This window comes from Paenibacillus pabuli, assembly GCF_039831995.1.
GTDB lineage: Bacteria > Bacillota > Bacilli > Paenibacillales > Paenibacillaceae > Paenibacillus > Paenibacillus pabuli_C.
On sequence record NZ_JBDOIO010000003.1, the window covers coordinates 687,701 to 714,088 of the forward strand.

General features: G+C 42.1%; 24 protein-coding genes. 14 read left to right on the forward strand and 10 right to left on the reverse strand.

Annotated elements, in window-relative coordinates; translation table 11 throughout:
- Positions 1–175: 175 nt before the first annotated feature.
- Entirely contained in the window at positions 176–490 is a 315-nt protein-coding gene (locus ABGV42_RS05230; protein WP_347380702.1) for an ArsR/SmtB family transcription factor, read from the forward strand.
- Positions 487–2,976 carry an FAD-dependent oxidoreductase gene (locus ABGV42_RS05235; protein ID WP_347380703.1) on the forward strand — a complete coding sequence of 830 codons (2,490 nt, stop codon included), beginning with the start codon at positions 487–489 and terminating at the stop codon, positions 2,974–2,976. Before ABGV42_RS05230 ends, ABGV42_RS05235 begins: the two co-directional genes overlap by 4 nt.
- 688 nt (positions 2,977–3,664) lie before the next feature.
- Here ABGV42_RS05235 and ABGV42_RS05240 read toward each other — a convergent pair.
- Entirely contained in the window at positions 3,665–4,738 is a 1,074-nt protein-coding gene (locus ABGV42_RS05240) for a GntR family transcriptional regulator (protein ID WP_347380704.1), read from the reverse strand.
- 253 nt (positions 4,739–4,991) lie between these two features.
- Between ABGV42_RS05240 and ABGV42_RS05245 the strand changes: the two genes are divergently transcribed.
- The 4 genes from ABGV42_RS05245 (at position 4,992) to ABGV42_RS05260 (ending at position 9,172) form a co-directional block, all read left to right on the forward strand.
- Positions 4,992–6,329, forward strand: coding sequence for an ABC transporter substrate-binding protein (locus ABGV42_RS05245; protein ID WP_095357893.1), 1,338 nt, complete (start codon positions 4,992–4,994; stop codon positions 6,327–6,329).
- 84 nt (positions 6,330–6,413) lie between these two features.
- On the forward strand, positions 6,414–7,310 hold the full coding sequence (locus ABGV42_RS05250; protein WP_347380705.1) for a carbohydrate ABC transporter permease: 897 nt from the start codon (positions 6,414–6,416) through the stop codon (positions 7,308–7,310).
- 31 nt (positions 7,311–7,341) lie between these two features.
- Positions 7,342–8,160, forward strand: coding sequence for a carbohydrate ABC transporter permease (locus ABGV42_RS05255; protein WP_431523636.1), 819 nt, complete (start codon positions 7,342–7,344; stop codon positions 8,158–8,160).
- Positions 8,161–8,188: 28 nt separating this feature from the next.
- The gene (locus ABGV42_RS05260; RefSeq protein ID WP_347380707.1) at positions 8,189–9,172 is read left to right on the forward strand and encodes a glycoside hydrolase family 43 protein; all 984 of its coding nucleotides are present in this window, start codon (positions 8,189–8,191) and stop codon (positions 9,170–9,172) included.
- A 258-nt stretch (positions 9,173–9,430) separates the two neighbouring features.
- On the opposite strand, the gene ABGV42_RS05265 is transcribed toward ABGV42_RS05260, so the two are convergent.
- The 5 genes from ABGV42_RS05265 to ABGV42_RS05285 form a co-directional block, all read right to left on the reverse strand.
- The gene (locus ABGV42_RS05265; RefSeq protein WP_347380708.1) at positions 9,431–9,901 is read right to left on the reverse strand and encodes a DinB family protein; all 471 of its coding nucleotides are present in this window, start codon (positions 9,899–9,901) and stop codon (positions 9,431–9,433) included.
- A 101-nt stretch (positions 9,902–10,002) separates the two neighbouring features.
- Positions 10,003–10,584 (reverse strand): TetR/AcrR family transcriptional regulator, encoded by a 582-nt coding sequence (locus ABGV42_RS05270; protein ID WP_347380709.1) that lies wholly within the window; start codon positions 10,582–10,584, stop codon positions 10,003–10,005.
- Complete coding sequence (locus ABGV42_RS05275; RefSeq protein ID WP_347380710.1) at positions 10,581–11,042, reverse strand: nuclear transport factor 2 family protein; 462 nt, start codon at positions 11,040–11,042, stop codon at positions 10,581–10,583. Before ABGV42_RS05275 ends, ABGV42_RS05270 begins: the two co-directional genes overlap by 4 nt.
- A 498-nt stretch (positions 11,043–11,540) precedes the next feature.
- Complete coding sequence (locus tag ABGV42_RS05280; protein WP_347380711.1) at positions 11,541–12,920, reverse strand: sugar phosphate nucleotidyltransferase; 1,380 nt, start codon at positions 12,918–12,920, stop codon at positions 11,541–11,543.
- Between the two features lie 11 nt (positions 12,921–12,931).
- On the reverse strand, positions 12,932–13,747 hold the full coding sequence (locus ABGV42_RS05285) for a DUF6492 family protein (protein WP_347380712.1): 816 nt from the start codon (positions 13,745–13,747) through the stop codon (positions 12,932–12,934).
- Between the two features lie 197 nt (positions 13,748–13,944).
- On the opposite strand from ABGV42_RS05285, the gene ABGV42_RS05290 reads away from it, so the two are divergent.
- From ABGV42_RS05290 to ABGV42_RS05305, 4 genes are all read left to right on the forward strand, one after another.
- Positions 13,945–14,706 (forward strand): YheC/YheD family protein, encoded by a 762-nt coding sequence (locus ABGV42_RS05290; RefSeq protein ID WP_154894201.1) that lies wholly within the window; start codon positions 13,945–13,947, stop codon positions 14,704–14,706.
- Positions 14,707–15,985: 1,279 nt separating this feature from the next.
- A complete protein-coding gene (locus ABGV42_RS05295; protein WP_347380713.1) occupies positions 15,986–16,561 on the forward strand; it encodes a hypothetical protein in 576 nt (191 codons plus the stop codon).
- A 61-nt stretch (positions 16,562–16,622) separates the two neighbouring features.
- On the forward strand, positions 16,623–17,126 hold the full coding sequence (locus tag ABGV42_RS05300) for a hypothetical protein (protein WP_347380714.1): 504 nt from the start codon (positions 16,623–16,625) through the stop codon (positions 17,124–17,126).
- A 289-nt stretch (positions 17,127–17,415) separates the two neighbouring features.
- Positions 17,416–17,988 (forward strand): histidine phosphatase family protein, encoded by a 573-nt coding sequence (locus tag ABGV42_RS05305; RefSeq protein WP_347380715.1) that lies wholly within the window; start codon positions 17,416–17,418, stop codon positions 17,986–17,988.
- 585 nt (positions 17,989–18,573) lie between these two features.
- Here ABGV42_RS05305 and ABGV42_RS05310 read toward each other — a convergent pair.
- Entirely contained in the window at positions 18,574–19,572 is a 999-nt protein-coding gene (locus ABGV42_RS05310; RefSeq protein ID WP_347380716.1) for an aldo/keto reductase, read from the reverse strand.
- A gap of 232 nt (positions 19,573–19,804) precedes the next feature.
- On the opposite strand from ABGV42_RS05310, the gene ABGV42_RS05315 reads away from it, so the two are divergent.
- The 3 genes from ABGV42_RS05315 (at position 19,805) to ABGV42_RS05325 (ending at position 23,417) form a co-directional block, all read left to right on the forward strand.
- Positions 19,805–20,464 carry a TetR/AcrR family transcriptional regulator gene (locus ABGV42_RS05315; RefSeq protein WP_347380717.1) on the forward strand — a complete coding sequence of 220 codons (660 nt, stop codon included), beginning with the start codon at positions 19,805–19,807 and terminating at the stop codon, positions 20,462–20,464.
- A 765-nt stretch (positions 20,465–21,229) separates the two neighbouring features.
- A complete protein-coding gene (locus ABGV42_RS05320; protein ID WP_347380718.1) occupies positions 21,230–22,420 on the forward strand; it encodes a glycine C-acetyltransferase in 1,191 nt (396 codons plus the stop codon).
- A 37-nt stretch (positions 22,421–22,457) separates the two neighbouring features.
- Entirely contained in the window at positions 22,458–23,417 is a 960-nt protein-coding gene (locus ABGV42_RS05325) for an L-threonine 3-dehydrogenase (RefSeq protein ID WP_347380719.1), read from the forward strand.
- Positions 23,418–23,864: 447 nt separating this feature from the next.
- On the opposite strand, the gene ABGV42_RS05330 is transcribed toward ABGV42_RS05325, so the two are convergent.
- The 3 genes from ABGV42_RS05330 to ABGV42_RS05340 all read right to left on the reverse strand — a co-directional run bounded on the left by ABGV42_RS05330 (position 23,865) and on the right by ABGV42_RS05340 (position 25,242).
- Positions 23,865–24,287 carry a hypothetical protein gene (locus ABGV42_RS05330; RefSeq protein WP_347380720.1) on the reverse strand — a complete coding sequence of 141 codons (423 nt, stop codon included), beginning with the start codon at positions 24,285–24,287 and terminating at the stop codon, positions 23,865–23,867.
- 593 nt (positions 24,288–24,880) lie between these two features.
- Positions 24,881–25,060 (reverse strand): H-type small acid-soluble spore protein, encoded by a 180-nt coding sequence (locus ABGV42_RS05335; RefSeq protein ID WP_110821305.1) that lies wholly within the window; start codon positions 25,058–25,060, stop codon positions 24,881–24,883.
- 11 nt (positions 25,061–25,071) lie between these two features.
- A complete protein-coding gene (locus ABGV42_RS05340) occupies positions 25,072–25,242 on the reverse strand; it encodes a hypothetical protein (RefSeq protein WP_307535863.1) in 171 nt (56 codons plus the stop codon).
- A 398-nt stretch (positions 25,243–25,640) separates the two neighbouring features.
- On the opposite strand from ABGV42_RS05340, the gene ABGV42_RS05345 reads away from it, so the two are divergent.
- Positions 25,641–26,330, forward strand: a complete 690-nt coding sequence (locus ABGV42_RS05345; protein ID WP_347380721.1) for a glycosyltransferase — start codon at positions 25,641–25,643, stop codon at positions 26,328–26,330.
- Positions 26,331–26,388 lie beyond the last annotated feature (58 nt).

A 26,388-nucleotide genomic window follows, 5' to 3' on the forward strand; every position in this document is an offset into this window, starting at 1 on the left:
TATAACTTCTACTGACTAAGCTTGTTTAAAAAAAAGGTATAATTCCTCCTACAAAGTGTGTTATACCTTTTTCTCAGAATAAAGAATGGGAGATGAATTTGAATAAAAGAGTGCATATTGACATCAAAATCATTATATCGTAATATTGCGTTATATTGATTTAGGAGGAACACTTTTGAACACACCCGCTTTTGATATCAATAATCTAAAACAGTTCGACGAACCCGCTAATCTGCTGAAAGCTTTATCTCACCCGATTCGTTTATGTATTGTCCGTGGATTGATGCGAAAAAAGAAATGTAATGTTTCATATATGCAGGAATGTCTTGATCTACCGCAATCAACCGTATCTCAGCACTTGCAGAAGCTTCGCAGTGCCGGTATTGTCGCTACAGAGCGGAATGGTCTTGAAGTGAATTATGTGCTTGCAGATCAACGGGTTGAACAGATTATAACTACTTTGTTTGGAAAGGAAAACTGTGAATCATGAGCAAAAAAATACTGATTGTTGGCGGTGTGGCAGGCGGGGCATCTGCGGCTGCACGTCTGCGCCGTCTGGATGAACATGCCGAGATTATTATCTTTGAAAAAGGCCCCTATATATCGTTTGCCAATTGCGGCTTACCTTATTATATTGGCGGCTCGATTGAGGATCGAGAGCGTTTGCTGGTACAAACACCAAAAGGAATGGCAGATCGCTTTCGTATTGAAGTGCGTACAAGCAGCGAGGTCATGGCGATTGATCCGCAAAAGCGTACGGTTCGAGTGCAGAGCCAAGAGCATGGTCACTATGAAGAAAGCTATGACGAGTTAATTTTGTCACCAGGCGCAAAACCAATCGTTCCCGATTTACCGGGTAAGGACAATCCACTGATATACACCGTACGCAGCATTCCTGATATTGATCGGATCAAAAAACAAATTAGTTCATCTAACAACCAATCAACAATTGTTATAGGCGGTGGATTTATTGGTGTTGAAATGGCAGAGAATTTAAAGGAAGCCGGATTGAATGTAACGTTAATTGAGGGAAATGGACAGCTGCTCACCCCGTTTGATGCTGAACTGGCAGCAGCTTTGGCCCAGGAGATGGAGCAGAATGGTGTAAACCTGCTGTTCTCCCAGCGTGTTCAGGGATTTCATTCTCTTGAGAAGGGCATTGGAGTAGAGCTTGCTGATGGTCATGTTCTGAAAGCTGACCTGGTTATTCTTGCGATAGGGGTAACCCCGGATACATCTTTTCTGAAAAGTAGCGGCATTCCCCTGGGCACACGTGGACATATCATTGTTAATGAAGCTCTGGAAAGCAGTGAGCCACATATCTATGCTGTTGGCGATGCTATCGAAGTAACTGAAACCATTCATGGTACTAAGACAGCTATTCCACTTGCCGGACCTGCCAACAAACAAGGAAGAATTGTTGCCGATCGAATTGCCGGACTAAGTTCGACCTATAAAGGAACACAAGGGACATCCATTATTAAAGTATTCGGAATGACAGGAGCTACGACAGGAAGTAATGAGAAAACACTAAAGCGTCTCGGCGTGGAATATCGATCTGTAATCGTACATCCCGCCTCTCATGCATCGTATTATCCAGGTTCCAGTGCGGTTACGCTTAAGTTGCTGTTCACACCGGAAGGTAAGATTTTAGGTGCACAAGCCGTCGGTTATGACGGAGTGGATAAACGGATTGATGACATTGCCGTAGCCATTCATTTTGGGGGTCACATCCGAGATTTAACAGAGCTTGAACTGAGTTACGCACCACCTTATTCTTCTGCAAAAGATCCGGTGAATATGGCTGGCTATGCAGCAGAGAATATTTTGACCGGTCGTGTTGAAACCTTCACCTATGATCAGTTGTCCGAACGTCAGCCGGAGCAGTCAATACTGTTGGATGTACGCAGTGAGCTGGAGTACCGCAATGGGAATATTCCGGGTTCAATTAATATCTCAGTGGATGAGCTTCGCCAGCGGTTAAATGAATTAGATAACTCAAAAGACGTCTGGGTATACTGCCAAGTTGGTCTGCGTGGATATACTGCTTCACAAATTTTGCGTCAGCATGGCTTCAGCGTGAAAAACTTGAGTGGAGGCTACAAAACATACCGTCAAGCTCAGTTTAAGCCTACCCCAATTTCTTCTGTCAATCATAATAATCATGGGGGTAAGAAAAATAATAAACCAGTGATCGAAGCGCCAAAATCGGAGACGATCAAACCAACTTCTGAACAGCCCCAACGCATCGATAATGAATTGAACGTATGCGGCTTAAGTTGTCCTGGTCCATTAATACAAGTTAAGCAAAAGATGGGTCAACTTTCTGATGGAGAGACCTTGAGGGTAAAAGCTTCCGATCCAGGATTCTATGAGGATGTGAAAGCATGGGCAACCATGTCTGGATCCGCGCTCTTACACCTGGAACGAATCAAAGGCGGAATTATAGAGGCTGTCATTGCCAAGAAATCAGTGCAACCCGTTTCCAATTTGTCTAGCCACCAAGATCCTGCTAGCACGATGGTTGTCTTCAGCGGCGATCTGGATAAAGCCATTGCCTCGCTTATTATTGCAAATGGTGCTGCAGCAAGTGGGCGTAAAGTAACGATGTTTTTCACATTTTGGGGATTGAATGTTATTCGGAAGCATCAGACGCAGCCTGTATCCAAAACCATGATTGGCCGAATGTTTGATATGATGCTGCCACGTGGCAGCAAGAAGCTTGGTATGTCCAAAATGAATATGCTTGGTGTTGGTCCAAAGATTATTCGTGGCTTGATGAAAAATAATAATGTTCCGTCTTTAGAAGAATTGATAGAGTCCGTCATTGCGCAAGGGGCTGAGTTGGTAGCCTGCCAAATGTCCATGGATTTAATGGGCATTCAGCGTGAAGAATTAATAGATCAAGTTACAATTGGTGGGGTCGGTTACTATCTGGGAGAAGCATCCCAAGCAAATCATAACCTGTTTATTTAAGTTAATTCCTACTTTGAGTTAATGAATACAACGTTATTATGAGACAAAGAAGATCAAGTGACACTTTACTAGAGAAGTTAGAAGTTAGTGGGAAGAGTAATGATATACTTTACTCAGTTGCATTATCTTTATTACTTATAAAAGGGCGAAAAACGCTCTGTAAGCAACAGAAAGAAAGTGTCGCGGGACAAGAATATAGTTCCATTAAAAGTCGCTATTTTAGCGGCTTTTTTATTTTTATGGAACCAAGTTCTTGTCCCAAGCCAAGGACAAGAACTTGTACCGATTACCGGAATTAACAAGACCATAGTCCGATTGCCGAAATAGACAAGAACATGATCTCATTTTCGATTAGGAGGAGACTCCCCGAGGCTGGGAAAGAAAAGTGTCAGAAGTGTCGATGCTGGCAGCGAACGTGCTTTTGACGGTACTTTCGCTTTTTCGCTATTCTTGGTCTATGATGTTTCCCAGCGCCGTTGGATGAAAGGGTCATTGAGTTCCTTCAGTGTTCGAAAGTAGTCATCGAACCGAATGAGGATTGCCGCCGGAAGTACTTTGGCACGGTGAAGTAGGTCCAAATCTTGTCGTGAGTCTTAAAAAAGTCGGGCAGACAATCATGAACAACATCGCCGGTAAAACCAATCGATATGCCCAGTTCACCTATCACCTGGCTGCAACGTTTGTCGTGTCAAGGGAAGATGAGTTGCACGGGAATGACGGCGTTCTTAGGAGAATAAATATCTTCCATTTGTTCACGTAACAGCTTTACGGCTGTTCGTGCCATTTCCTGTTCATCCTGCTGTACATAAGCTACGCCAGAAAGATGTGGATTATCGAAAGATAGCAAATCGATATTTGAGTGATCGTTCAGACGACGGATAGCGGCCGATGTAAGGCGTGCGGTTTCTTCAGTCAAGGAGAAGACTGCTGAAATTTCGCTGTGTTCCTGCAAGAAGTCGCTTACATAGTCCAATGCTTGCTCGCCGCGTAGAATGTCGAGAGGGATGTGACACCACAAGCTCTTGTCAATCGAGATGCCTTGATCTGTGTACGCCTGCTCGAAGCCGAGCGTGCGATCCTCGACGGCTGTATTGGCATTTTCAGGTGAGATGAGTGCAATCTGCTGATGACTCTTGGATAGCAAATGGGAGACAGCCTTGTACGCACCGCCGTAATTGTCGGAAGTAATGGTGTACGTCTCAATGTTTCGCAGATAGCGGTCGATGAACACACACGGGAATTTATCGAGCGACAGACGCAGTAATGATTCGTTGTATTTCTCATCTTCTGTCGGAAAAACGATCAGCCCCTTCACACCAAGCTCCGTCAGTGTACGAATGACGTTGGATTCAATAGAGGAGGACTCGCGCGTGATGCTAAGTATCATGCTGAGACCGGCTTCATGCAGGAATTGTTCCGTGTAATCAACGAGCTTCTGAATGACACGGGTCCTCATCGTCGGAATGATGAAGCCGATGAGCGGCATGGAGGACGCGCTGCATGGGGATGGCAGAGAATTGATGCTGGAAACAACGAGACTAGAAGAGACGAAAGAGCCTTTGCCTTGTACGCGTATAATTAATCCTTCGTCAGCTAGTAGGGTTAGGGCGTTCCTGACGGTTATTTTACTTACTCTGAATTCGTCCATTAGTTCTTGCTCAGAAGGAATTCGGTCCGTTGGCCGAAGCCGCCCTGATTTAATTTTCTGTAGAATATCTTCACGAATTTGTTTGTAGAGCGCCAGCTTTTTCAAAAGTTGCATCTCCCTATAAACTTTATGATTTTATAATCAATTGGTTATATAAAGCATATTTCATCTATATTATAATACGGCATGTAAAGCGCTTACAATATGGAATCTGAGAATTTGTTGCGAAGGGGTCTTATCTTTGAACGGTTAGAATTTATGTTAAGGATGGTGGTGCCAAGGTAGATTGAACCCGCTTAAATTAACAGAACTAACTAGTCAGCCGACTTTTCAAATGCATAACAAAAAAAGAGAGGATGACGAAAAAATGAAAAAACGCAGTACTTTAATCTCCATCGTTACAGTCCTTATTATGTCACTTGTTTTTACAGCATGTGGTACACCTTCTGATTCAAAAACGGAAACACAGCAATTAGGCGCTAATGCCGGTGAGAATGCAACGGAATTGTCATTTTGGACCTTCGTAGATTTGCACGGCAAGCATTTGGATAAAATGCTGGGGTTATGGAACCAAGAGAACCCAGACAAACAGATTAAGTTGAATGTAACGGTTATGCCTTACGACGATATGCACAACAAGCTCTTATTGGCAGTTACAAGCGGAAAAGGTGCTCCTGATATCGCGGATATCGAGCTGGGTCAATTCCCTAAATTCTTGGAAGGTGACAACGTTCCACTGGAATCTTTGAATGATGTATTTGCACCATACAAAGACGTTGTTGTTCCTTCACGTGTGGAGATTTACTCCAAAGCCGACCAGGTTTATGGCTTTGATTATCACGTAGGTGCTACGCTTGCTTTCTACAACACTGAAATTCTCGAACAAGCAGGTGTTGACTACAAGACAATCAAAACGTGGGAAGATTACAAACAAGCAGGTATCAAGGTTTATGAAAAGACTGGCAAGTACTTAGGTACTGCTGATACATCAGCTACGTGGCAAGCATCGCTGCTGCTAGCTCAACAAAACGCTGATTTTACAGATGAAAATGGTAATCCAAAAGTGAACTCGCCTGAAATGATTAAAGCGTATGAAATGTTAGTCGATCTGCAGAAGAACAATGTTATTCATACGATCCCTGGCGGTCAACCCGACACAGAAGAAGCAAAAGGCGAATACAACAAAGGCAACTACGCGAGCGCATTGATGCCTGAGTGGTACATGTCCCGCTTTGTAAACGAAATGAAGGACCTTAAAGGGAAGTATGCAATTGCTCCATTGCCTGTATTTGAAGAAGGTAATCCTCGTTCTGTTGGCTTAGGCGGTACTGGCACAGTGGTTACTAAGAATGGTAAAGACGTTCAGTTGGCCAAAGAATTTGTAGCCTTTGCTAAGCTTTCGAAAGAAGCTACGACTGAAATCTGGAATACACTTGGATTTGACCCAATCAACATGGAAGTATGGCAAGATGATGCAGTAACGAAAAACCCTGATAATGAATACGTCCAATACTTTAAAACAAATGCATTTGATACTTTGAATGAAATCAAGGACGAAATTAGAGCGATCAAGTCCGTTAAAGCTTCACCGACCATCGGCAATATTTTCAATACGGTTACCTTGAATGCTATCTTTGAAGATGGCCAAGACGTGAAGGAAGCGCTGGATGAAGCACAAGAAGCAATTGAACAAGAATTGAAATAAATATAATAAGTAAATGATTTGATTAAACCTGTCGGCAGGTATAGTAGTCGGCAGGTTTAACCATAGTCAAGGGAGATTGAGAATATGATAAAGAAATTTGTATACTCTCAAAAGGTTGCGCCTTATGTTTTTGTATTGCCATTTATACTCATATTTTTGTTATTCTGGTTCTATCCGCTTGTAAATTCATTCATAATGAGCTTTCAAGATAAGATGTTGGGACAGGATCCTAAATGGATTGGTGAAGCGAATTATTCGAAATTACTTACAGATAAAGTGTTTTTGACGTCGATTAAAAATAGCGTTGTATACATGTTAGGAACCTTAGTGCTGTTAATTCCCTTTCCCATGTTATTCGCCGTTATGATCAACAGTAAGTTAATGCTGGGAAGAGAGTTTTTTAAATCTTCGTTCTTTCTCCCTGCATTGACATCTGTAGCAGTTGCGGGTACTATTTTCCGCCTTACATTTGGTGAAATGGAAGGTTCATTAATGAACAGTTTCCTAGGTCTATTTGGTGTAGAGCCTATTAAATTCCTGAAAGACGGAGAATGGAGTATGGCAGCACTGTTAATCCTCGCATGTTGGAGATGGACAGGTGTTAATATGCTTTACTATCTATCCGGTTTGAAAAGCATTGACAATGAATATTATGAGGCTGCTTCAATTGACGGGGCATCTGCTTGGCAGAAGTTTAGAACGATCACAATGCCATTATTGAAGCCGACCACGGTATATGTTACGACAATTAGTGTTTATGCAGGTTTAGCCATGTTTACCGAGAGCCTGATGATGTTTAACGGTAACAATTCACCCAAAAATATTGGCTTAACCATTGTTGGATTTTTGTATAGACAAGGGATTGAGAAGAATAAGCTGGGTTACGCAGCTGCAGTTGGGATCATTCTGTTAGTCATTGCTATGATTATCAATTTAACGCAGTTGAAATTTAGTGGAATGTTCAAAAAGGAGGAGGATTAAAGTGGGCAAAAGTCAGACGAGGAATAATTTTATTTCCAGAATAGTAATTATTTGTTTGTTTATTGTACTATTCGTTATCATTATGATTCCATTCTATGCAGTGGCCCTATCTTCCTTTAAACCAGGTGAATCATTAATTAGATATGGTCTTAACCTAAGTTTGGATTTTAGTATCATGAGTTTTGACAATTTCATCTATCTGTTTACTGGAGAACATGATTATTTTGTATGGTTTTGGAACAGTATGACTTTAACCATCGTTCAAGTGGTTTTAACACTTTTTGTAAGCGCATTTGTTGGATATGGTTTCGCAGCATATGATTTTAAGGGTAAGAACTTCCTCTTTATATGTGTTTTGCTCATTATGATGGTGCCTTTCGAAATACTGCTGGTTCCTTTGTACAGCCTGATTAATGATTTGAAAATGGTGAATAGCTATTCAGCAATCATTCTTCCAGGTGTAGCCAATGCCGCGACGATATTTTTCTTCAGGCAATATCTAAGAAGCATACCCAAAGAGATTATTCAATCTGGGCGGGTTGATGGCGCAAACGAATATGCGATTTATTTCAGACTAATTATGCCGATTATGAAGCCATCCTTTGCAGCAATGGCCATTCTGAATGGTATGAATAGCTGGAATAATCTGTTGTGGCCATTCATGGTGCTCGGAGATCAGAGTAAATTTACTCTTCCAATCGGTTTGAAAACGTTGTTAACTCCTTATGGCAATAACTATGACCTATTGATCGTAGGCTCCTTCTTCTCCATCATTCCAATTTTCATACTGTTTATTGCTTTCCAGAAATATTTCATAGACGGTATGACTGCAGGTGCTGTTAAAGGGTAGTGTATATTATGATGAAGCAGGTGATAAGATGGAAATCCAACAAAGAGCGTTACACGACATTCAACCATTAATTGAGCAGAGAGCAGATCCTTTTATTTACCGACATTCGGATGGATATTATTATTTCGTAGCATCTGTTCCTGAGTATGATCGGATTGAAATCCGTAGAGCCCAGAGCCTTGAGGGGCTTGTTACTTCAACTCCTGTAGTGATCTGGAGAAAGCGCGAGACTGGTATCCTTAGTGCCAATATCTGGGCGCCTGAACTGCATTTTATTGATGACAAATGGTACGTGTATTTCGCTGCCGCACACACGACGGATACGAATGAAGGCTTGTTCGACCATCGGATGTACGTGCTGGAGAATGAACATGCCAACCCGCTCGAAGGCAGTTGGACGGAAAGAGGACAGGTTCGTACCGCGTGGGAAAGCTTCGCCCTCGATGCCACTACCTTTGAGCATAATGGCAGCCGTTATTACGTATGGGCACAAAAGGATCCGAATATCGAAGGTAACTCTAATCTGTATATATCTAAAATGAGCAATCCGTGGACGCTGACTGGGTCGCAAACGATGATTTCGATGCCGGAATATGACTGGGAGATCATTGGTTATAAAGTGAACGAAGGCGCGGCATTTCTTCGCAAGGGCAATCGGGTATTCCTCTCTTATTCGGCTAGCGCTACTGATTTCAATTATTGCATGGGCCTGCTTGAAGCCGATGCGGATGCTGATTTGCTCGATGCCGCCTCATGGCGCAAGTCGCAGTCAGCGGTTTTATCGACAGATGAGAGCATCTCGATGTATGGTCCCGGTCATAATTCCTTCACGGTGTCAGAGACCGACGAAAAGACGCTATTTGTGTTCCATGCAAGAACGTACAAGAAAGTTATAGGAGATCCGCTGTACGATCCGAATCGCCATACATTTGTGACGGAGCTTTTGTGGACGGCTGACGGCAGACCCGATTTCCGCGGTTCGGTTGCAGCACTTGCACGTTCTGTGCAGTGAATGAGTGACCCAACAAGGTTGGTTGATGGGTTTGAGTTCGTTTATCCAACTTGCCAAAGAGAGACAGTACGAACATCGAAGGCACCCAAATGGGTGCCTTCGATTTCGCTTTACAGATAAGTCCAAGGAATCAGCGTTGGCGCCCTGTTGCATTTGCCGGTTTGTTCGTTTTAGTGAAGGGACAATACTAATATTATGATAAAATAACACTCAGTATTTCATGGCAAGGCATTCGATTTAACAAATTCTTTAATAATCCTAACTATCAATTATGCTCTTGATATTTTTAATTGTTGCAAAGTGCATTGCTTCATGGTAAATCAGAAAACCCAGTAATTCTTCTACATTTGTAAAGATAAGTCCTGTAGAAGACTTGTAATGAGGATTGATTTCTTTTTTCAATTTGCTTGAAAGTATCGATTCAACCCTTTCAATTTGTTCCGCTAACAAGGCGATTAATTTAGACATCGTTGGAGGTTCTATATTCCAGTCAGACGGTTGCGTTCCTGGATCAAACAACTTGCTAAAATTAGCAGGATAATTGGTTTCTTCCCCAGTAAGTTGGAAAGCGAACTTCTCATGTATAACATACATGTGGCCTAGATTCCATTTTATATTGTTTTTCAAACCTGGTGGAATTATATCTGACGCAGCGTCATTTATACTCCTCACATATTCAACTGCCTGACGGCGAACAAATCCCAATTGATCTGCGACAACATTGCTCATGATATTGCCCCCCATAAAGTCGCTAATGAAATGGTTAAGAAAGAATTACCTGTTTTTTTGGGTGAGGAAATTACGCTATTTTTACTAAGAACACTTTTGTGTCAGTGACCAGAGTTGCTTTTAGAAACATAACTTGAGACTCGTTGTGATAGATTTGCCAACGCACGTTCAAAATAGGATTCATCATGAAGTGCTCTACTTAGAATTAATGCCCCTTGGATACTAGCAATTGTTTCCTCTGAAATTTGGTCAGCCGTCGCTTTAGAGATACCTGTTTGAATTAGTGCCGCGCTTAAGGCTTCAATCCATCTTATAAAATATTGCCGAATTACAGCAGCGAATCGATCTCTTGTTTCGTCCAATGCGAATGCACCAATAAGGCATATACGCTGACCAGATTGAAAATAAGTATCGACCTCTTGCCACATATGATCAATGGCTGCACGGGGTTCATTCTTTTCGAGTGGTTCAAAAATGTTCTTGATAAACCATTGATCAATATGAGCAAGAATTTCAGTAGCCATCTCATCTTTTCCACCCGGAAAGAAATAATATAAGCTTCCTTTAGATAGACGCGTACGAGCTGTTATTTTACTTAAAGATGCGCCCTCATAACCTAATTCACGAAATACCTCAGCAACGAGAGGGATGACATCAGACTTTTCAAAAACAGTGCGAGTCATAGGTTTAACTCACTTAGGCTTGGGTGTTCAGCGGGGCGCGTGCCGAGAGGCCAATGAAATTTTCGTTCCTCTTCCTTAATCGGCATGTCATTAATCGAAGCAAATCTACGCTTCATCAAGCCGTCGTCAGCGAATTTCCAATTCTCGTTTCCATACGATCTGAACCAATTGCCACTATCATCATGCCATTCATATGCGAATCGAACGGCAATACGGTTATCTGTAAATGACCAAAGCTCCTTGATCAGGCGGTAGTCCAGTTCTTTGGCCCATTTTCTAGTTAGTAAAGAGACAATTTCTTGGCGGCCTGTTATAAATTCGCTCCGATTTCTCCAATAACAATCCTCAGTATACACAAGTGAGACGCGCTGAGGGTCTCGGCTATTCCAGCTGTCTTCGGCCATACGAGTTTTTTGGATCGCTGTCTCACGAGTGAATGGGGGAGTTAAAATATTCATTACATTTTCCTCGCTTTCTATACCGTTTGTGTTAGTATAAACCGATCGGTTTATAAATGCAAGTTTACACCCCAAATTCAATACCAATTTCGAATCATATAGGTTTAGCTGATAAACATAAATTGACTATTCAGTTGAATTACATAGTCGAACTGAATAGAGGGGAGCGGATATGAAGCATAAATTATTACCTTTGTCGAAACCATGCATTACATTCTATTAGTATTCTTGGCTGATAGGCCAGCATCGGATTAACGACTTCAAACAATTAATGATGATCTTCGAGAAAACGAGTAACAGGAAGATGGTAATGTCCTGTTGATTCCAAAATGATCATAGGTTGGTGATCCGTTTGCTCCTCAATAAGCTTTAAGAACGTATGGAAAGCTTTATCGTCCTTCACGAGTGCGAAGGACGATAAAGCCCTTTCCGTAAGGCTTACCTTTGTCTAGTAAGCATAAGGAGTCGCCTTATGGGCGGCTTTTTCTTCATCTTGCATTAATCTGGTGATTTATAAGATCCTGCAAGCTCAATCATTACCTTCCAATCCTCTGCTTCATAAGGCATGCGTTCCTCATTCTCCGGTACGCCAAGCTGAACCTCAAGAATGACCATCCTGGTTTCGGCCAGAATAGAAAAGAGGCTATTCAAGGTAATCGCAAACTGATTGCCTGTGGTCACCTGCCTGATCTGCCCGTTAATAAGCACCTGCCCACTGCCTGAAATGACAGTCCATGCTCGGCACCCTAATCGATGCTGGCGTAATCCGATATGTTTGCCAGGCAAAAGCGTCATATTCAATGTGGTTACGGTTGTATTTTCGTCTTCTACCGATCTCTCCATGACGCGATAGCTGCCCCAAGTTGCCTCGACGTACATCGGTTGCAGTGGAATACTGCCCAATTGCTCTTTAATTTCATTTGAATCTTTTTTATTGGCTATGAGAATTCCGTCCGGACTTGCGACAGTGATAATACCTGGGACTCCGATGACGTGGATCGGGTAGGGGAGCTCGTTAACGATGTAGGAATCCGGGGAGGATTCGGATATTCTGCCGTGTCCCAATACATTGGAATCCAACTGATCACACAGAGCATCCCAGCTCCCGATATCCTGCCATACACCCTCATATGGCAGTACAACAGCCCGTTGCGATTGTTCAGCAACTTGTTTGTCAAAACTGCGTTCAGGCAACTGTTCATACAGGGTTAACAATTGATCGTAATGAACCGGAAGGCCATTTTTTTCAATATGGGACAACATAAACGCAAGAGAGAAGGCATACACCCCGCAGTTCCACAATGCGCCATGCTGTAGCAGGGTTTCAGCGACATCCAATTCAGGTTTCTCTATGAATTGTGTAACCGGTGCATAACCATTAGGTTCTTTTTTTCCTGGCAGGATGTATCCATATTGTTCTGAAGCGTATGTGGGCCTTGTCCCAATTAAAATGATATCGGCATGACTCTGTTTCAATATTTCCGGAAGTAATTTGAAGCTCCTGAAAAAGTTCTCGTCTGCGAACACATCCGCTGGCGCGATACAAATCATATCGTCAGGTTCAGCCGCTCCGCAGGATTTCAGATACAAGCTCGCCAAGGCAGCTGCAGTAAAAGTCCCACGCTTAAAAGGTTCTCCAATGACGGGTATCTTGCCTTTGGTATGACGGGTGGTAATGTCGGTCTGGTTCTGATGTGAAATAATGAGCGTTGAGTCGAGTAGGTCTGAGCTGTCAAGCTGGCGGCATACTCTGCTGATCATGGATTCCCTTCCGCCTTCAGGTGACGGAAGTATATCCACGAACAGCTTGGAGCGAAGCTCATTGGACAGCGGCCAAAGCCTTTTGCCTGAGCCGCCACATAGCAGTACGATATGCATTGGCTTCCTCCTTAAGCTCGGGGAGTTTTGCTATAGATTTTACGTTTGTGAAAGGAAAGAGATCGGTATTTAAGCGCAAAATTGCGAATTTGTTGTTCTTTTAACGAAGAAGCGTTCAAGTTCAGACTTTTATTCATGGAACTCTTTAGGATTATGCTGGCCGGGTTTTTCGAATACATAAAATTGGCATAGGTTTCATACTCGGAGAACCCAAACTGCTTCTTCTTATTGATATTTGAGATAATCGCTTTGTACCACGGCAGCTGATGGATCGTTTCGATTTTCTTTTTCAAAGCGGAGAGTTTCGATTTTTCGAACAGCATATAATGGGTGACAAAAGAGCGTGGGCGCGGCGCTTTCATGTCTAACAGCTTGCGGTAGGTGTTGAAATATTCTGGCTGACTCCAGTCGCGACAGTAAAATACCGTCTTATTTTCAACAATAAATGAATGAGGTTTAATGAGCACCGTATCCGCATCCATCACCAGAAAGTGCTTCGCTCTCACAATGTGATCCCCGTTCATTTTAAGCAGTTGTTGATATAACCAGCCTGAGCGGTCCCAGCGGGATGATTGATAGTGTATATCGTTTTTGGTGATAGGCAGGACTGACCGCTCATTAACAAAAATGCAGTGTTTGCGGGAACAAAGGTTTCTGATTTTGTTGCTGGTCGGGGAAACAATATAAATCTGTCCAATCGGGTGCCGCACGTAACGGCGAATACTATCGATAACTTGAGGAAGGGTGCTCAAATCTTTTTCGATCGCAGGTATAAGAACATCGATCATAGGCGCACGATTTAACTTTATTCCATGCTGAACTGGCATCTTCTCAACTCCCTGGACAAATGGTCACATCTTGTTCATGATATGTGTGCAAAATTGGTTTGGTCAGGGCATGTGCGAATATACCATTTTTACGAACAAGGGCATCTGTTTAGGGTTGTTTTATCGGTATTACATATAATGCATGATCTTGATGAAACATCAGGGTTGGATTCATTTGTTGAAGGGAGAAGTGTTATATGGGGGTTGATAAATTGAAGCCGTTAAGAAGCAAATGGTTGAAAACAAAAGTGATCCTCAATAATGGTTCTATTAAACCATTTATACCTGATACGCAGCGATATAACAAAGCCAACCTGTGGTCCATGATCAGCAGATACGGTATGGTTTATATTAAACCCGAGATTGGCACTTACGGAATGGGTGTCATAAAGGCGGAGATGCTGAGTCATCAGAATTTTGCCTATCAGATTGAACAAAAACGACTGTCGTTTGATAACTTTGACTCGTTCCATGCAAGTCTTGTACGTCTGGTGCATAAAAGAAGCTATCTCATTCAGAGAGGAATCGATCTGCTTAAGCACAACAAGAGGCGTTTTGATATCAGAGTCATGATACAGTTAAGTCCCGACAATCAGTGGGAGGCTACGGGAATCATCGGCCGACTCGGTCATCCGAAAAAAATCGTGACCAATTATCACAGCGGTGGTAAACCAATGGATGTTCACAGACTGCTGGAATCTCATGCATCCCTGAAACGCAGAAATGAACTCATCCAGGAGATGAATGAGCTTGGATTACGTATTGCACGCCACATGAAGAAAAAATACCCGTACCTTAAGCAAATCGGCGTTGATATTGGGCTGGATCGGAGTTTGAAACCCTGGATTATTGAGGTGAACGTCAAACCGGACCCTTATATTTTCAACCAATTAAAGGACAAGACAATGTATCGAAGGGTGATAAAATATTTCCGCCATGCTGCTAAAAAAACAAAATAACGTTTCTCTTTTAATCATAACAATATCACCCCCGCAGTCCGTTCTTATTCTGTAATCTGTGCAGGGACCGAGCTGTTCTTTTAGAGAGATACCCTTACTTGGCAGCCGTCTTGTCGTCATAGAATTATGCGAAAAAAGTGAATCTATCCCGAAATTACTCTTAGCAGAAATCCAGAAATGGCAGCATGAAACTAAGCCCAGCTTTAGTGGTTTTTAAAAACTGTGCTTCTCAGGATGTATGAGAAGTTAGAACGTTAAAGAGTCCTCGGACGCAGATAACGCAACCTGAAAACCAAGATACTCGAGCCTTCGTACGGCTTGTCTTACGATCGCTTCTTGCTGTCGCTGCTCAAAGTAGTCACTGCCTAAATCTTAGTAATCTTCTCGCCGTGTGAGAAGGTGGTAAACTATGGCCATGATGGAGTGGGCGACTTCAATTAGTGCCGCTCAGAGATATTTGTTGCCTTTGCGCGTTTCGAGGATTCTCGTTTTCCGGCACTTTCATTCTGCCAAGGAACTAGGCCAGCCCACGAACACCCCCAGTGCTTCCAAAAAGGAGCGACATACCGTGGTGCACCATGGCCGTTGTAGTCAGGCTAACGGATGGGTTCGAGACACCATAGCTTAACGACCTTCCTCACCTGCCGTAAGAATAGCATAAAACGCCGCATCAGAATTTTCATTACGCTGTGGTGCCCCGAGAGGGGCATGGATGGCTAACGGGTAGGTTAGTCTGGCATTTGGAAATATTTAACACCAGAGTTTCTTATATGAATGCCAAATAGAAATGATGAATTAAAATATAGTGTCTGTTCAATTCTACCTCCTATAAAGGCTCATACGGCTAGTGCTAGTGGAGCAGATTTATCGCGCGCGATGAAGTTCAATGGGGTGAACTGTCTAACAAGTAGGACGAGATATTTTCTTTTATAAGCTAAAGGGTATAACTTTGACGACTTCCTCTTAAAGAACGGAATCTTTTTGTTTTATCCAATGCTCAGGTCTAATGATAAATCAAACGAGAGCCTAACTTCCAAGTGGAGTACCTATTTTTTTACCATTAATTGGACATTAAAACATACACTTATATGTGATAAGTTTAATAAGCTAAATTTACATATTGGAGAGTGCAAAAGAATTCAAGCGATAGGTAAAACTGGAACAGCTACAGGCACACCAAGTAGTTTTCCGGCAGCAAAATATGCTACTCTGGGCGTCAATATATACACTAGAGAGAGACCCCAAGCGGAAAATGGCTCTTCTATGATCGAAACAAGGCATGGAGTTACCACCCGCTCTAGAAGAGTATCTTAAAGCCACAGAGGATAATATGTATGGAACAGAAGTGATGACGGCTTACTTAGACATGTTCGTTGTTGGTGCAGGTAACTCATCATTACTAATCAATTATCGAAAAGATCTAAGTTATCCCCTTGATAGCACACCAGTTAAAGCCATACAAATTCCAATCTTAAAGGGATATTTGAAAAAAGCCTATAACCTACTGGCTACCACTTGGGCTGCTTATCAAAACGCTACATTAGGGGTAACTACAGCGACAATAGATTCGAATGTCATGAGTAGTTGGAAAGCGTATGCTGAACGCAAAATAAGGAGTACAACAGGGAACGGCGCTATTGCTAAGAAAGCCGATCTTCCAAGTAAAACTGCAGGAGTGCTCTCTTCCGCAGACTTAGATGGAGGTACTGCGGCATACTTCTTCTTTGAGGAGCAAACAGATGGGACGAATAAAATGTTTATTAAAGCTAAGGCAGTATTCCTATGTAATATTGGAATATCACTAGCTTTCTTTGTAATGCCAAAAATTATGACATATTATAGTCATGAATTTTAGTTACTATCACTTATTGGAGGCAATTCATTATATTTAACCAAAATTTTAACGGGGTGTTCACTTGAAAAGAAAGATCATTTATATCTTAGGCCTTTTGATCATTATTTGTGGTGTAGTATACGTAGTTCAAGAAAAGTTCCAGGAAAAACAAAACGATAATCCACATAATTTATATTTATTAAACGGAGTAATATGGCAAACTCAATTGCGGATAAGCGATACGTTGACCTACGGGGTGGAAAATAATAAGGTTGAAATCGAATTTATACGTTCCCTGCTTACACTTTACGGTTATGAATCCGATGCCTTGCATGTTGCTCTTGATAACAAGTATCAACATCTGCTCAACGGCCCCAACACGAGTGACTATACTTACGAAACATTCAAAGAAAATAAACTCTCAACACAACAGATGGATCTTTTGAAAAAGCTATCTACTCTCTATAAAGATCTATCATTGCAGCAGAGTCAATTAATCAGTGAAGACGGAGTATTTAATGATAAGATCTGGGGAAACATCTTATCGATCGATAATGAAATAAATACGCTGGTTTCGCTTTTTTGATTAAATTGAGTCGGGCTGTTTTACGATTGGTATTTTCCCCTCATAGTGGACAGTGAAAAAAGAGGTCATGTTACAGTGCTTCAACACTGGAAACCGTAGGGGATTCTTCGAGGATTATAAGTTTTTAATCGTTAAGTTAACGAAGAAACGTTAGCTCATTAACAACAAGAAAGCAGCTGATCATTGTGATTAGCTGCTTTTGTTCAACTAACGGGCAGTATAGTTCCAATATGTGGTACTATTTGATTGGGCAATGATGGGGGAAATTGTAGTCATTAAGGGGGCAGGTATGGCGACCACAATAGGTCTTATTAGACATGGGGTTACTGAATGGAATAATCTTAGCAAGGCTCAAGGAATATCTGATATACCGTTAAACGAAGAAGGAATAGAGCAAGCAGCTGCACTGGCAAAAAGACTTTCAAACGAAGAATGGGATGTTATATTCTCCAGTAATCTAACGAGAGCTAGGCAAACTGCCGAAATCATTCAGCAATGTTTAGGAGTACCCGTATTCACTGATGAACGTATTAGAGAGATTAATTGCGGGCTAATTGAGGGCACCACCGAGGAAGAGCGTTTCACTCGTTGGGGAGCAAATTGGCGTGAGCAAAATCTTGGTATGGAAGATTTCCAAATGGTCGCAAAGCGAGGTCTAACTTTTCTCGAAAAACTGATTAAAGAATATGTTGATAAAAGAATATTAGTTATAAGTCATGGAGCATTGATTGGGCTGTCATTACAACATCTTTTGCCGCAACATTTCCAAAAAACGTACATAGATAATACTTCTATAACCATTCTTACACACACTAACAACAAGTGGGCATGCCAATTATATAACTGTACCAAACACCTTTAGCTATTGTGGACTAAGCTAACGGGAAACGTTAGTTCATTAATCTATAAAGGCTCCTGAAGCGGCTGAAAATCTCCAAGCAGTTACATAATAAATATGCTCAAGCTGATCTTAACTACTGTAAGAAGTCCTGCGATGTAGTTGCGTTGCTGTCACATAAAGTGATGCTGAAATTACTGCCCGAACCAAAAATACATAAGGAAGTTTTCGGATACCATCATTCATTGCCAGCTTACCGCGAGACCACCCCATAAAGTAGAAACAGCGCACTTATAGGACAAAACTTGTACCGATTGCCGTACGAGACAAGAACATAGTCCGATTGCCGATTAGGCGTATGTCTAATCGTTATTTTGCCGTTAATTCACCCACAAGCAGTTGCGCTGATGCTCAGAGGCAGTAAACCTAATGAGGAAAAATGATACTCAGTTGAAGCATATGTGAAAAATCATTGTAACACACTTAAGCATATAGGATTTTTCGAACAGGATGATACGGAGTTTTAAGTGTGTTTATAAAAAACAGCTAACTATGACTATGTCCTTAGTTAGCTGTTTTTTTATTCATCTTTTTAATTTTCTATAAAAATTATGAATCTCTCGTGAAATTCTCCATCATTCCGGCTGGATACCGGCTACCGGCTGATCCGTGTGGAAGGATCTCTTTAATACGTTGAAGATCAGCTTCTGTAAGTTTAACGTTAGCAGCAGCAACGTTTTGCTGAACCCGCTTAGCACTTCGTGTACCCGGGATCGGAACGATATCTTCTCCCTGGGCGAGAAGCCAAGCTAGTGCCAATTCGGCTACAGAAATACCTTTGTTAGAAGCCAGTTCATTAAGTTGTTCCGTTGCTCGTAAATTGTAGATATAATTTTCGCCTTGCCAGCGCTCATCGTAACGGCGCATATCACCTTCCGCGTACTCTTGGGCTGGTTTAACAGCACCTGTCAGGAACCCTCTGCCTAAAGGAGCGTAAGGCACTAAACCTATACCGAGTTCATTCAATGTTTTTCGTATATTGTTGTCCTCAATCTCCCGTTCGAATATCGAGTATTCAGTCTGAAGCATAGAGACCGGGGTAACCGCGTGAGCTTTACGAATTGTGTTTGAACCGGTGTTGCTCAAACCGAAATATTTAACTTTGCCTTCTTTGATAAGGTCTCCGACGACCCCTGCTACTTCTTCGATAGGAACATCGGGATCTGGGATATGCTGATAGAACACATCAATGTAATCAGTCTGCAGATAGCGAAGACTGTTCTCAGCTACCTTACGAATATTTTCTGGCCGGCTGTTAAAACGTGTTCCAATCTGCTCGGCTGTCATATCAAAGCCAAACTTGGTAGCCAGTACTACCTTGTCACGAAAATCCTTTACAGCTTTACCCAGCAACTGTTCATTGTGACCATTGCCATATCCATATAATTCTGCCGTATCAAAAAAGTTAACTCCAAGCTCATAAGCTCGACGAATAGTTGTTATTGCTTCATCTTCATTTGAAGGACCGTATGCCATTGTCATCCCCATCGTACCCAAACCAATAGAAGAGACTTTTAAACCTTGTTGACCAAGACTTCGGGTTTGCATTTTTGTTCCTCCTTAAATCATACTATCACCTAGTGTTTAAAGCCTAGATAAAAAGGTATCCAATCTTAGCTCGTTCAATATGAATTTTCATCACTGTTATTCATAGGAACAAAAAACATAATAGCATGGGAGTTGAATAAAGTAAACAAAAAGTATATAAAATGTCTATTTAGTATAGTTTGTTTAAAATGATGATTATGAGATATAATATAATTTATAAGGGGGCAGTTAGATGGATCGGCAGATTGAAAAACAACATCAGATGAGGCAAAAGCTTACTAATAGATTGTTATTTCACGTTAGAAAAAATGGGTTTCAAGGTTTGAAAATGGATGAAATCTCAAAGATTATGGATATAAGCAGGGCGACTTTATATAAATATTTCTCTACCAAAGAAGATATTATTTCGTTTATTGTGAGTACATTTGTCGAATACATCCACGAAATTATTGAAGATTCTGATGCTGATCAAGTATTTGTTCAGCGATTTCAGCAAACATTTGAACAAACAATCTTATTAAAAGAGTACATCACAGACATTTTCTTAAGGGAACTTGAAAATAGTTATCCTGAGAACTATGAGCGACTAAAAGAAGCCATGAAGCAACGAGAATATCAGGAATTGGCTTTTTATGATGAAGGAATAAAAGAGGGTTTTTTTAATAAGATTGATGGGAGGCTTATCATTATGCAAGATGAGATTTTAAGTAACGTTTTAGATGTAAAGTACCTGATGGAGAACCATTTGACTGTGTATCAGGTGCTATTTGACTATTACAATCTTAAGAAATTTCAGTTGTTTAAACCTGATAAAATTAAAATGATGGATGACAACTTGATGATCCCTAGAATTGAGTGCATGGCACAAAAAATTTCAAAAAACTTATATTAATCTTAGCAATTTGGATTATCTATTCCAAGCGATAAGCATAAGATGCTCCAAAAAACAGTCGAGACATATGTAAAAAAATTGGTTTTTGAAACCGTTAATCTGAAAAGATCGACGGTTTTTTTTGTGTTGTTTAAACGAACCCCGGGAGAAACTCGGTTTAAAAACTCATTTGGCGATAAATCCGGAAAGCTTAAAGGAATTTTACTGAAAATTGAAAAGCAGGAGAAACAATTGTCGAGGGACAAGAACATGGTCCCATTGAAGTCGCTATTTTAGCGGCTTTTTTATTTTATCGGTACAAGTTCTTGTCCTTAGCTAAGGACAAGAACTTGTACCGATTGCCGGAATTGACAAGAACATAGTCCTTTTTCCGGTTATATGGATATCTAAGTGGTGAGGCGAGCCTAACTTCGGCAAGCGCTCCCGTACGGACTCATCTCATTGCGTTGGCCACGGAAGAATCCCGTTTAGACTGGGGGGGAATCGATTGATTTAAAGGAATAAACAAAAGAAATAATGGCTGCACAAGAAGTTACCGAGCAGCAAAAGTTATAAACAAAAATTTAATAGCGATTGCTTCCGGGGATGGGGGAATAATCACTATGTATATTTGCGTATTTTTTTTTGGTTTTTGTCCTCCACATGTGTACAAAGAATAAAAAAAGATGCTACATTGAAATTAGTCTAACCCCCTTTATAACAAGGTTTTTCGAAGAATAACATGTCTCCTGTATGAGGACAAACGTATATCGAGGAGGGAATCGAATGTCAAGTCAAGCATTGGACCAATTTTTAAGTTCGAACATCGAAGATCTAAAGAATAAAGGTCTATATAACTTCATCGATACACTGCAGGGTGCAAATGGTCCTGTTATTCGTATTGACGGAAAGTCCCTAATCAATTTGTCTTCTAATAACTATTTGGGCTTGGCAACAGATTACCGCCTGATTGATGCTTCAGTTAAGGCGGCGCAGACATACGGGGCAGGGGCAGGGGCTGTGAGAACAATTAATGGTACGATGGATCTTCATATTGAGCTTGAAGAAAAACTGGCTCGTTTCAAAAAAACGGAAGCCGTTATCGTGTATCAATCGGGATTTAACTGTAATATGGCTGCTATATCCGCGGTAATGGACCAGCATGATGCGATTTTATCCGATGAGCTGAACCACGCTTCAATTATTGATGGCTGCCGCCTGTCGAGAGCCAAGGTGATTCGCTTTAAGCATTCGGATATGAATGATTTAAGACAGCAGGCGAAAGAGGCCAAGGAATCCGGTCAGTACCATAAAATTATGGTCATCACCGACGGGGTTTTCTCCATGGATGGTGATATAGCAAAGCTGCCCGAAATCGTGAAAATAGCAGAAGAATTCGATCTGATTACTTATGTGGATGATGCCCACGGTTCGGGCGTTCTCGGAGCAGGTGCGGGAACCGTGAAACATTTTGAATTGTCCGACCGCATTGACTTTCAAATTGGTACTCTTTCCAAGGCGATCGGCGTTGTCGGCGGTTATGTGGCGGGTAAAAAACAACTGATCGAATGGTTGAAGCTGAGAAGCCGTCCGTTTCTGTTCTCGACATCGCTACCTCCGGCTGCAATCGCTTCTTGTAGCGCTTCTATCGACATTTTGATGAATGACAAAGAGTTGATCGATAAGCTGTGGGAGAATTGCAATCATTTGAAAGATGGCTTGAGCCGGCTTGGATATGATGTAGGCCAAAGTGAAACTCCGATCACACCTTGTATCATTGGCGATGAAGTAACCACCCAACAGTTCAGCAAACGGCTCTATGAAGAAGGCGTTTATGCCAAGGCAATCCTGTTTCCTACGGTCCCGAAAGGAACTGGAAGAATACGCAACATGCCGACAGCTGCCCATACCAAGGAGATGCTGGGCCAGGTGATCTCTGTTTATGAGAAAGTTGGCAAGGAAATGAAGCTGATTTAGCTGCATTCGCGGGAGTATATTTCGGGAGGAATGTCTTATGAACAAGATCTTGGTGACCGGAGCACTGGGCCAAATCGGTTCTGAGTTAGTTGTTAAATTACGTGAGATTTATGGTGCGGATCACGTCGTTGCTACGGATCTCAGGTCATCAGCCCACGAAATTACCCGATCAGGACCATTCGAGCTGCTGGACGTGACGAATGATAAGGCAATGTTCGAAATCGCCAAGCGGTACGAAGTGGATACCATCATCCATTTGGCTGCGCTACTGTCGGCTACCGCAGAGGAGAAACCCCTTCTTGCCTGGAATTTGAATATGGGCGGATTGATGAATGCACTTGAAATATCCAGAGAGCTCGGCTGCCAATTGTTCACTCCAAGCTCCATTGGATCTTTTGGCCCTACGACTCCGAAATACAATACCCCGCAGGATACGATCCAGAGGCCTAATACGATGTATGGCGTGAACAAAGTGTCCGGCGAACTGCTTTGTGATTATTATTTCCACAAGTACGGCCTGGATACTAGGGGGTTGCGATTCCCAGGATTGATATCTTATATGACGCCTCCCGGCGGAGGAACGACGGATTATGCGGTGGAAATTTATTACGCAGCCGTGACGGTTGGCCGGTATACATCTTATATCGCCAAAGACTCAAACATGGACATGATGTATATGCCGGATGCCCTAAACGCTATCATCGATTTAATGGAAGCGGATTCTTCCCGGTTGATACACCGAAACTCATTTAATGTCACCGCAATGAGCGTGGATCCGGAGGCGATCGCTGCAGCAATTCGGGAGGAGTTTCCCAGCTTTATCCTAGATTATGACGTTGATCCGAAGAGACAGGCGATAGCCGATAGCTGGCCGCATTCCATTGATGCGACGGCAGCAAAAACAGAATGGGGATTTCATGCCCGCTACGACTTAAAGGCCATGACGAAGGATATGCTTTCACACCTAAGCGAGAGACAAATGCTTCGCAAAGCTTAAAGTTAATATAAATTCACTGTGCAAAGCGAGTAGAAATACAAAAGAATCTGCACCAAGAGGAGGTTTGGCGTTACCCGGATAAAATGAAGGGAAGAACAACGTCAATCGTCAATGGGGTACAAGAACATTGTTCCAATCAAAGTCGCTATTTTAGCGGCTTTTTTTTATCGGTACAAGTTCTTATCCCAAGCTGAGGACATCCGCTTTAATGGAATGATTGAGGATCGGTACCCCCAGTGTCAGAGCGCGCATCGAGGAATTCAGCCGTTCACGTTCGATTCGCAATTTAATGCCGAGGAACCCGTATCTAAGCGTGAAATATAATATGCCCAAGACTAGACCAAGCACAACGAACACATTGTTCTTCCACGCGTTATTACTTTCCAGTTGAAATTGCCATCGTTCCAAACGAAGTGTTTTAAAGCCAAGGAAGTCCGTTGAGAAAGCTCAAAGGATAGCTGCTGAGAACAAGAAGGCTGCTCGCCGCTTTGACCGTCTTGCTTCGGGGTCCTTTTCTAATAGGTAGGAGGCGAAATACAGGCAGCAGCCCAGAATAAAGTAGAAGCCGTCCCACCAGCGAAAGCGGCTGATTACAAAGCTGTCCAGAAGTCCGTTCAGCAGATGGTCGCCGAGCAGACAAGCTGCGGGTATGGTTAAAGCAATACTGATCAGAACTGCGTTTTTTCTCTTGCGGATAACACCGAACCATATCCCGCTTATGCAAAAAACATAAGCAAACAAGTAAAAATAAACGGTTATGGCCGCAATGCTGGCTGTATAAAGAAGGCTGCTTGAGAGTGGGTTCAGCAAATTCTTGCTAAGCAGATAAGGAACGATCGTTAAATGGATGGAAAAGGTAAAACTTGCCATGCCACCGCATAGCCAAAGAAAGACATATCCAGATGTTTTTGCGGAAATGTTGTGACATCATCATGATGCCTAGCAGCCATAGGGAAGCGAACATGACGATATATAACCAATTCAAGCAGATGCCCTCCAATAAACTCAACTCTCACTAAATTTAAATGGCAGTCAGTACCGACAAGACGAACAGTAATGGAGTGAGAAAGCGAATTAGGCTACACAGGGGATGAGGGAAAAGCGCTTGTTGCAGAAGGGAAATTCGGGCCGAACACGGCTGTATGCTGTCCCGCAGTTTAAGACACGAAATAAGCTGGGTGATTCTGGCACATCGGAAGGCAAAATCGGCAAGCAATCATGGGGCGTCCTTTTCTCTTCCAGTGTAGGTTCCTACAAAGTTAAACGCAAAGAAAGAGTATGTTCTTCTTAAAATAGACTATGAATAGCACAATATAAAAATCGATGCCTTCACATTCATTTTAATTATGAAATAAATTTATCTGATGTTTTGTAAACCGGAGCTTAAACGCTCCGGTTTTATTGTACACCAATAAGTTTTAAGGGTGTGTTGAAAGGTGATTGCGTTCCTAATCCGTCGCATTCTAAGGATACTCAGTCAGACTGGACAAAGGAACGGTCATTTCCTGCTCCGAGTTTCCGATCGGATAGATTCGAGCCGTTTCATCCTCATTCACATGCTGGATTACGATAGGGGCATCCTGGTAAGTTACATTTTTCATAATGGCCGATTCCGAAATTTCAATCGCTCTTTGTTTGTTCATGAGAATTCTCCTTATTCTGAAAGCTTGTTCGATTGATCAAGATGACGGTGCGTGGCTTTTTTAATTTCTTGGTCGAGTTTCGATTGTCCTTGAATTTCTGCAGCCGCCTCCATCTGATGATTCAGCTGATGTTCGATCTGTCCGATTCCATGCGCCTCTTGTTGCTGTTTGCTCTTAGTCAAAACGATCCCTCCATGGTTGTAATAAGATCTTTATAATCTCTGTATCACTACATTGCACCAAACAGTAGGAGCTTATGCAAAAGTTTTTCATGTACTGTGATTTAATTACATTGGATATGAGAATCTTCCTAACATGTACAGAAAGAGAGAGCCGATTGAAGTAGGTGCATATGGTGACCCATTTCGATTTTAGTGCTGTAAAATTGGAAGCTTTCATGCAATTTTTTACACTCGGTCTAAACTTGTGGGGTATTTACCCCATACCTTCATCAAGATCAGTTCAAGTGTCCGTTACGTCTTGTTTAGTTTTTCATAACTTATAGAGTGGCAGAATTGGATGAAGACAGTAAGTTCGTTTAGACAGGAAGGGTTGCAAGATTTTAAGAGGAGGCGGAAATATGAAAAGAAAAGTCGTGATTGAGATTAACTTCAACAACTACGGTTTTGACCCGCAGCGTCTGACGAGGGAATGGTTGGAGCGGAGAATGGACATTTTTCGCAGATATACGCTGAACTGTCTCAAGGCACAGACGAATCAGGATTTCCTGACCGTAGTAAAGCTCTCGAAGGAATCAGGAGAGTTGATGCAGGAAATTTTGGCAGAGCAGGAACCATTGCCGGCCAATATCCGTTTCGGTACGCATATCGAGAGTGTTCGCGCCATACTCTCCTTTGCTGAAGGACATGAAGATATCTATATTGCCAGACTAGATTCGGATGACCTGTACCACAGAACGTTTGTCCAGCAGCTTTATAGCGTGCAGCCAAAGCCAGAGACGATAGCACTAATCAACCAGAACGGATATCTGTGGGACAGCGTCAATAATGAGATGGCACCGACGTTCCATCGTTCACCGCAGTTCTATGTGTATCTGTATAAAACGGAGCAATACGCCTCAGGATACCGCATCAAGTTACCGGGCAGAGGCACTCATGGGAATGTCATCGATCTGCCACATGAGTTGCTGGCTCCACGCAATTATATCAATGTCGTTCATTCCAGTAATACCTCGGTAAAAAAGGTTCCACTTAAAGATCGGCTGAATGGAAGCGAGATTGAACAGGTATTACGGGAATTCATGGTCTGACCAAAGGTGTGCTTGATTGAATTCAAAGAGAGCGGAAATATCCGCTCTCCACATCCTA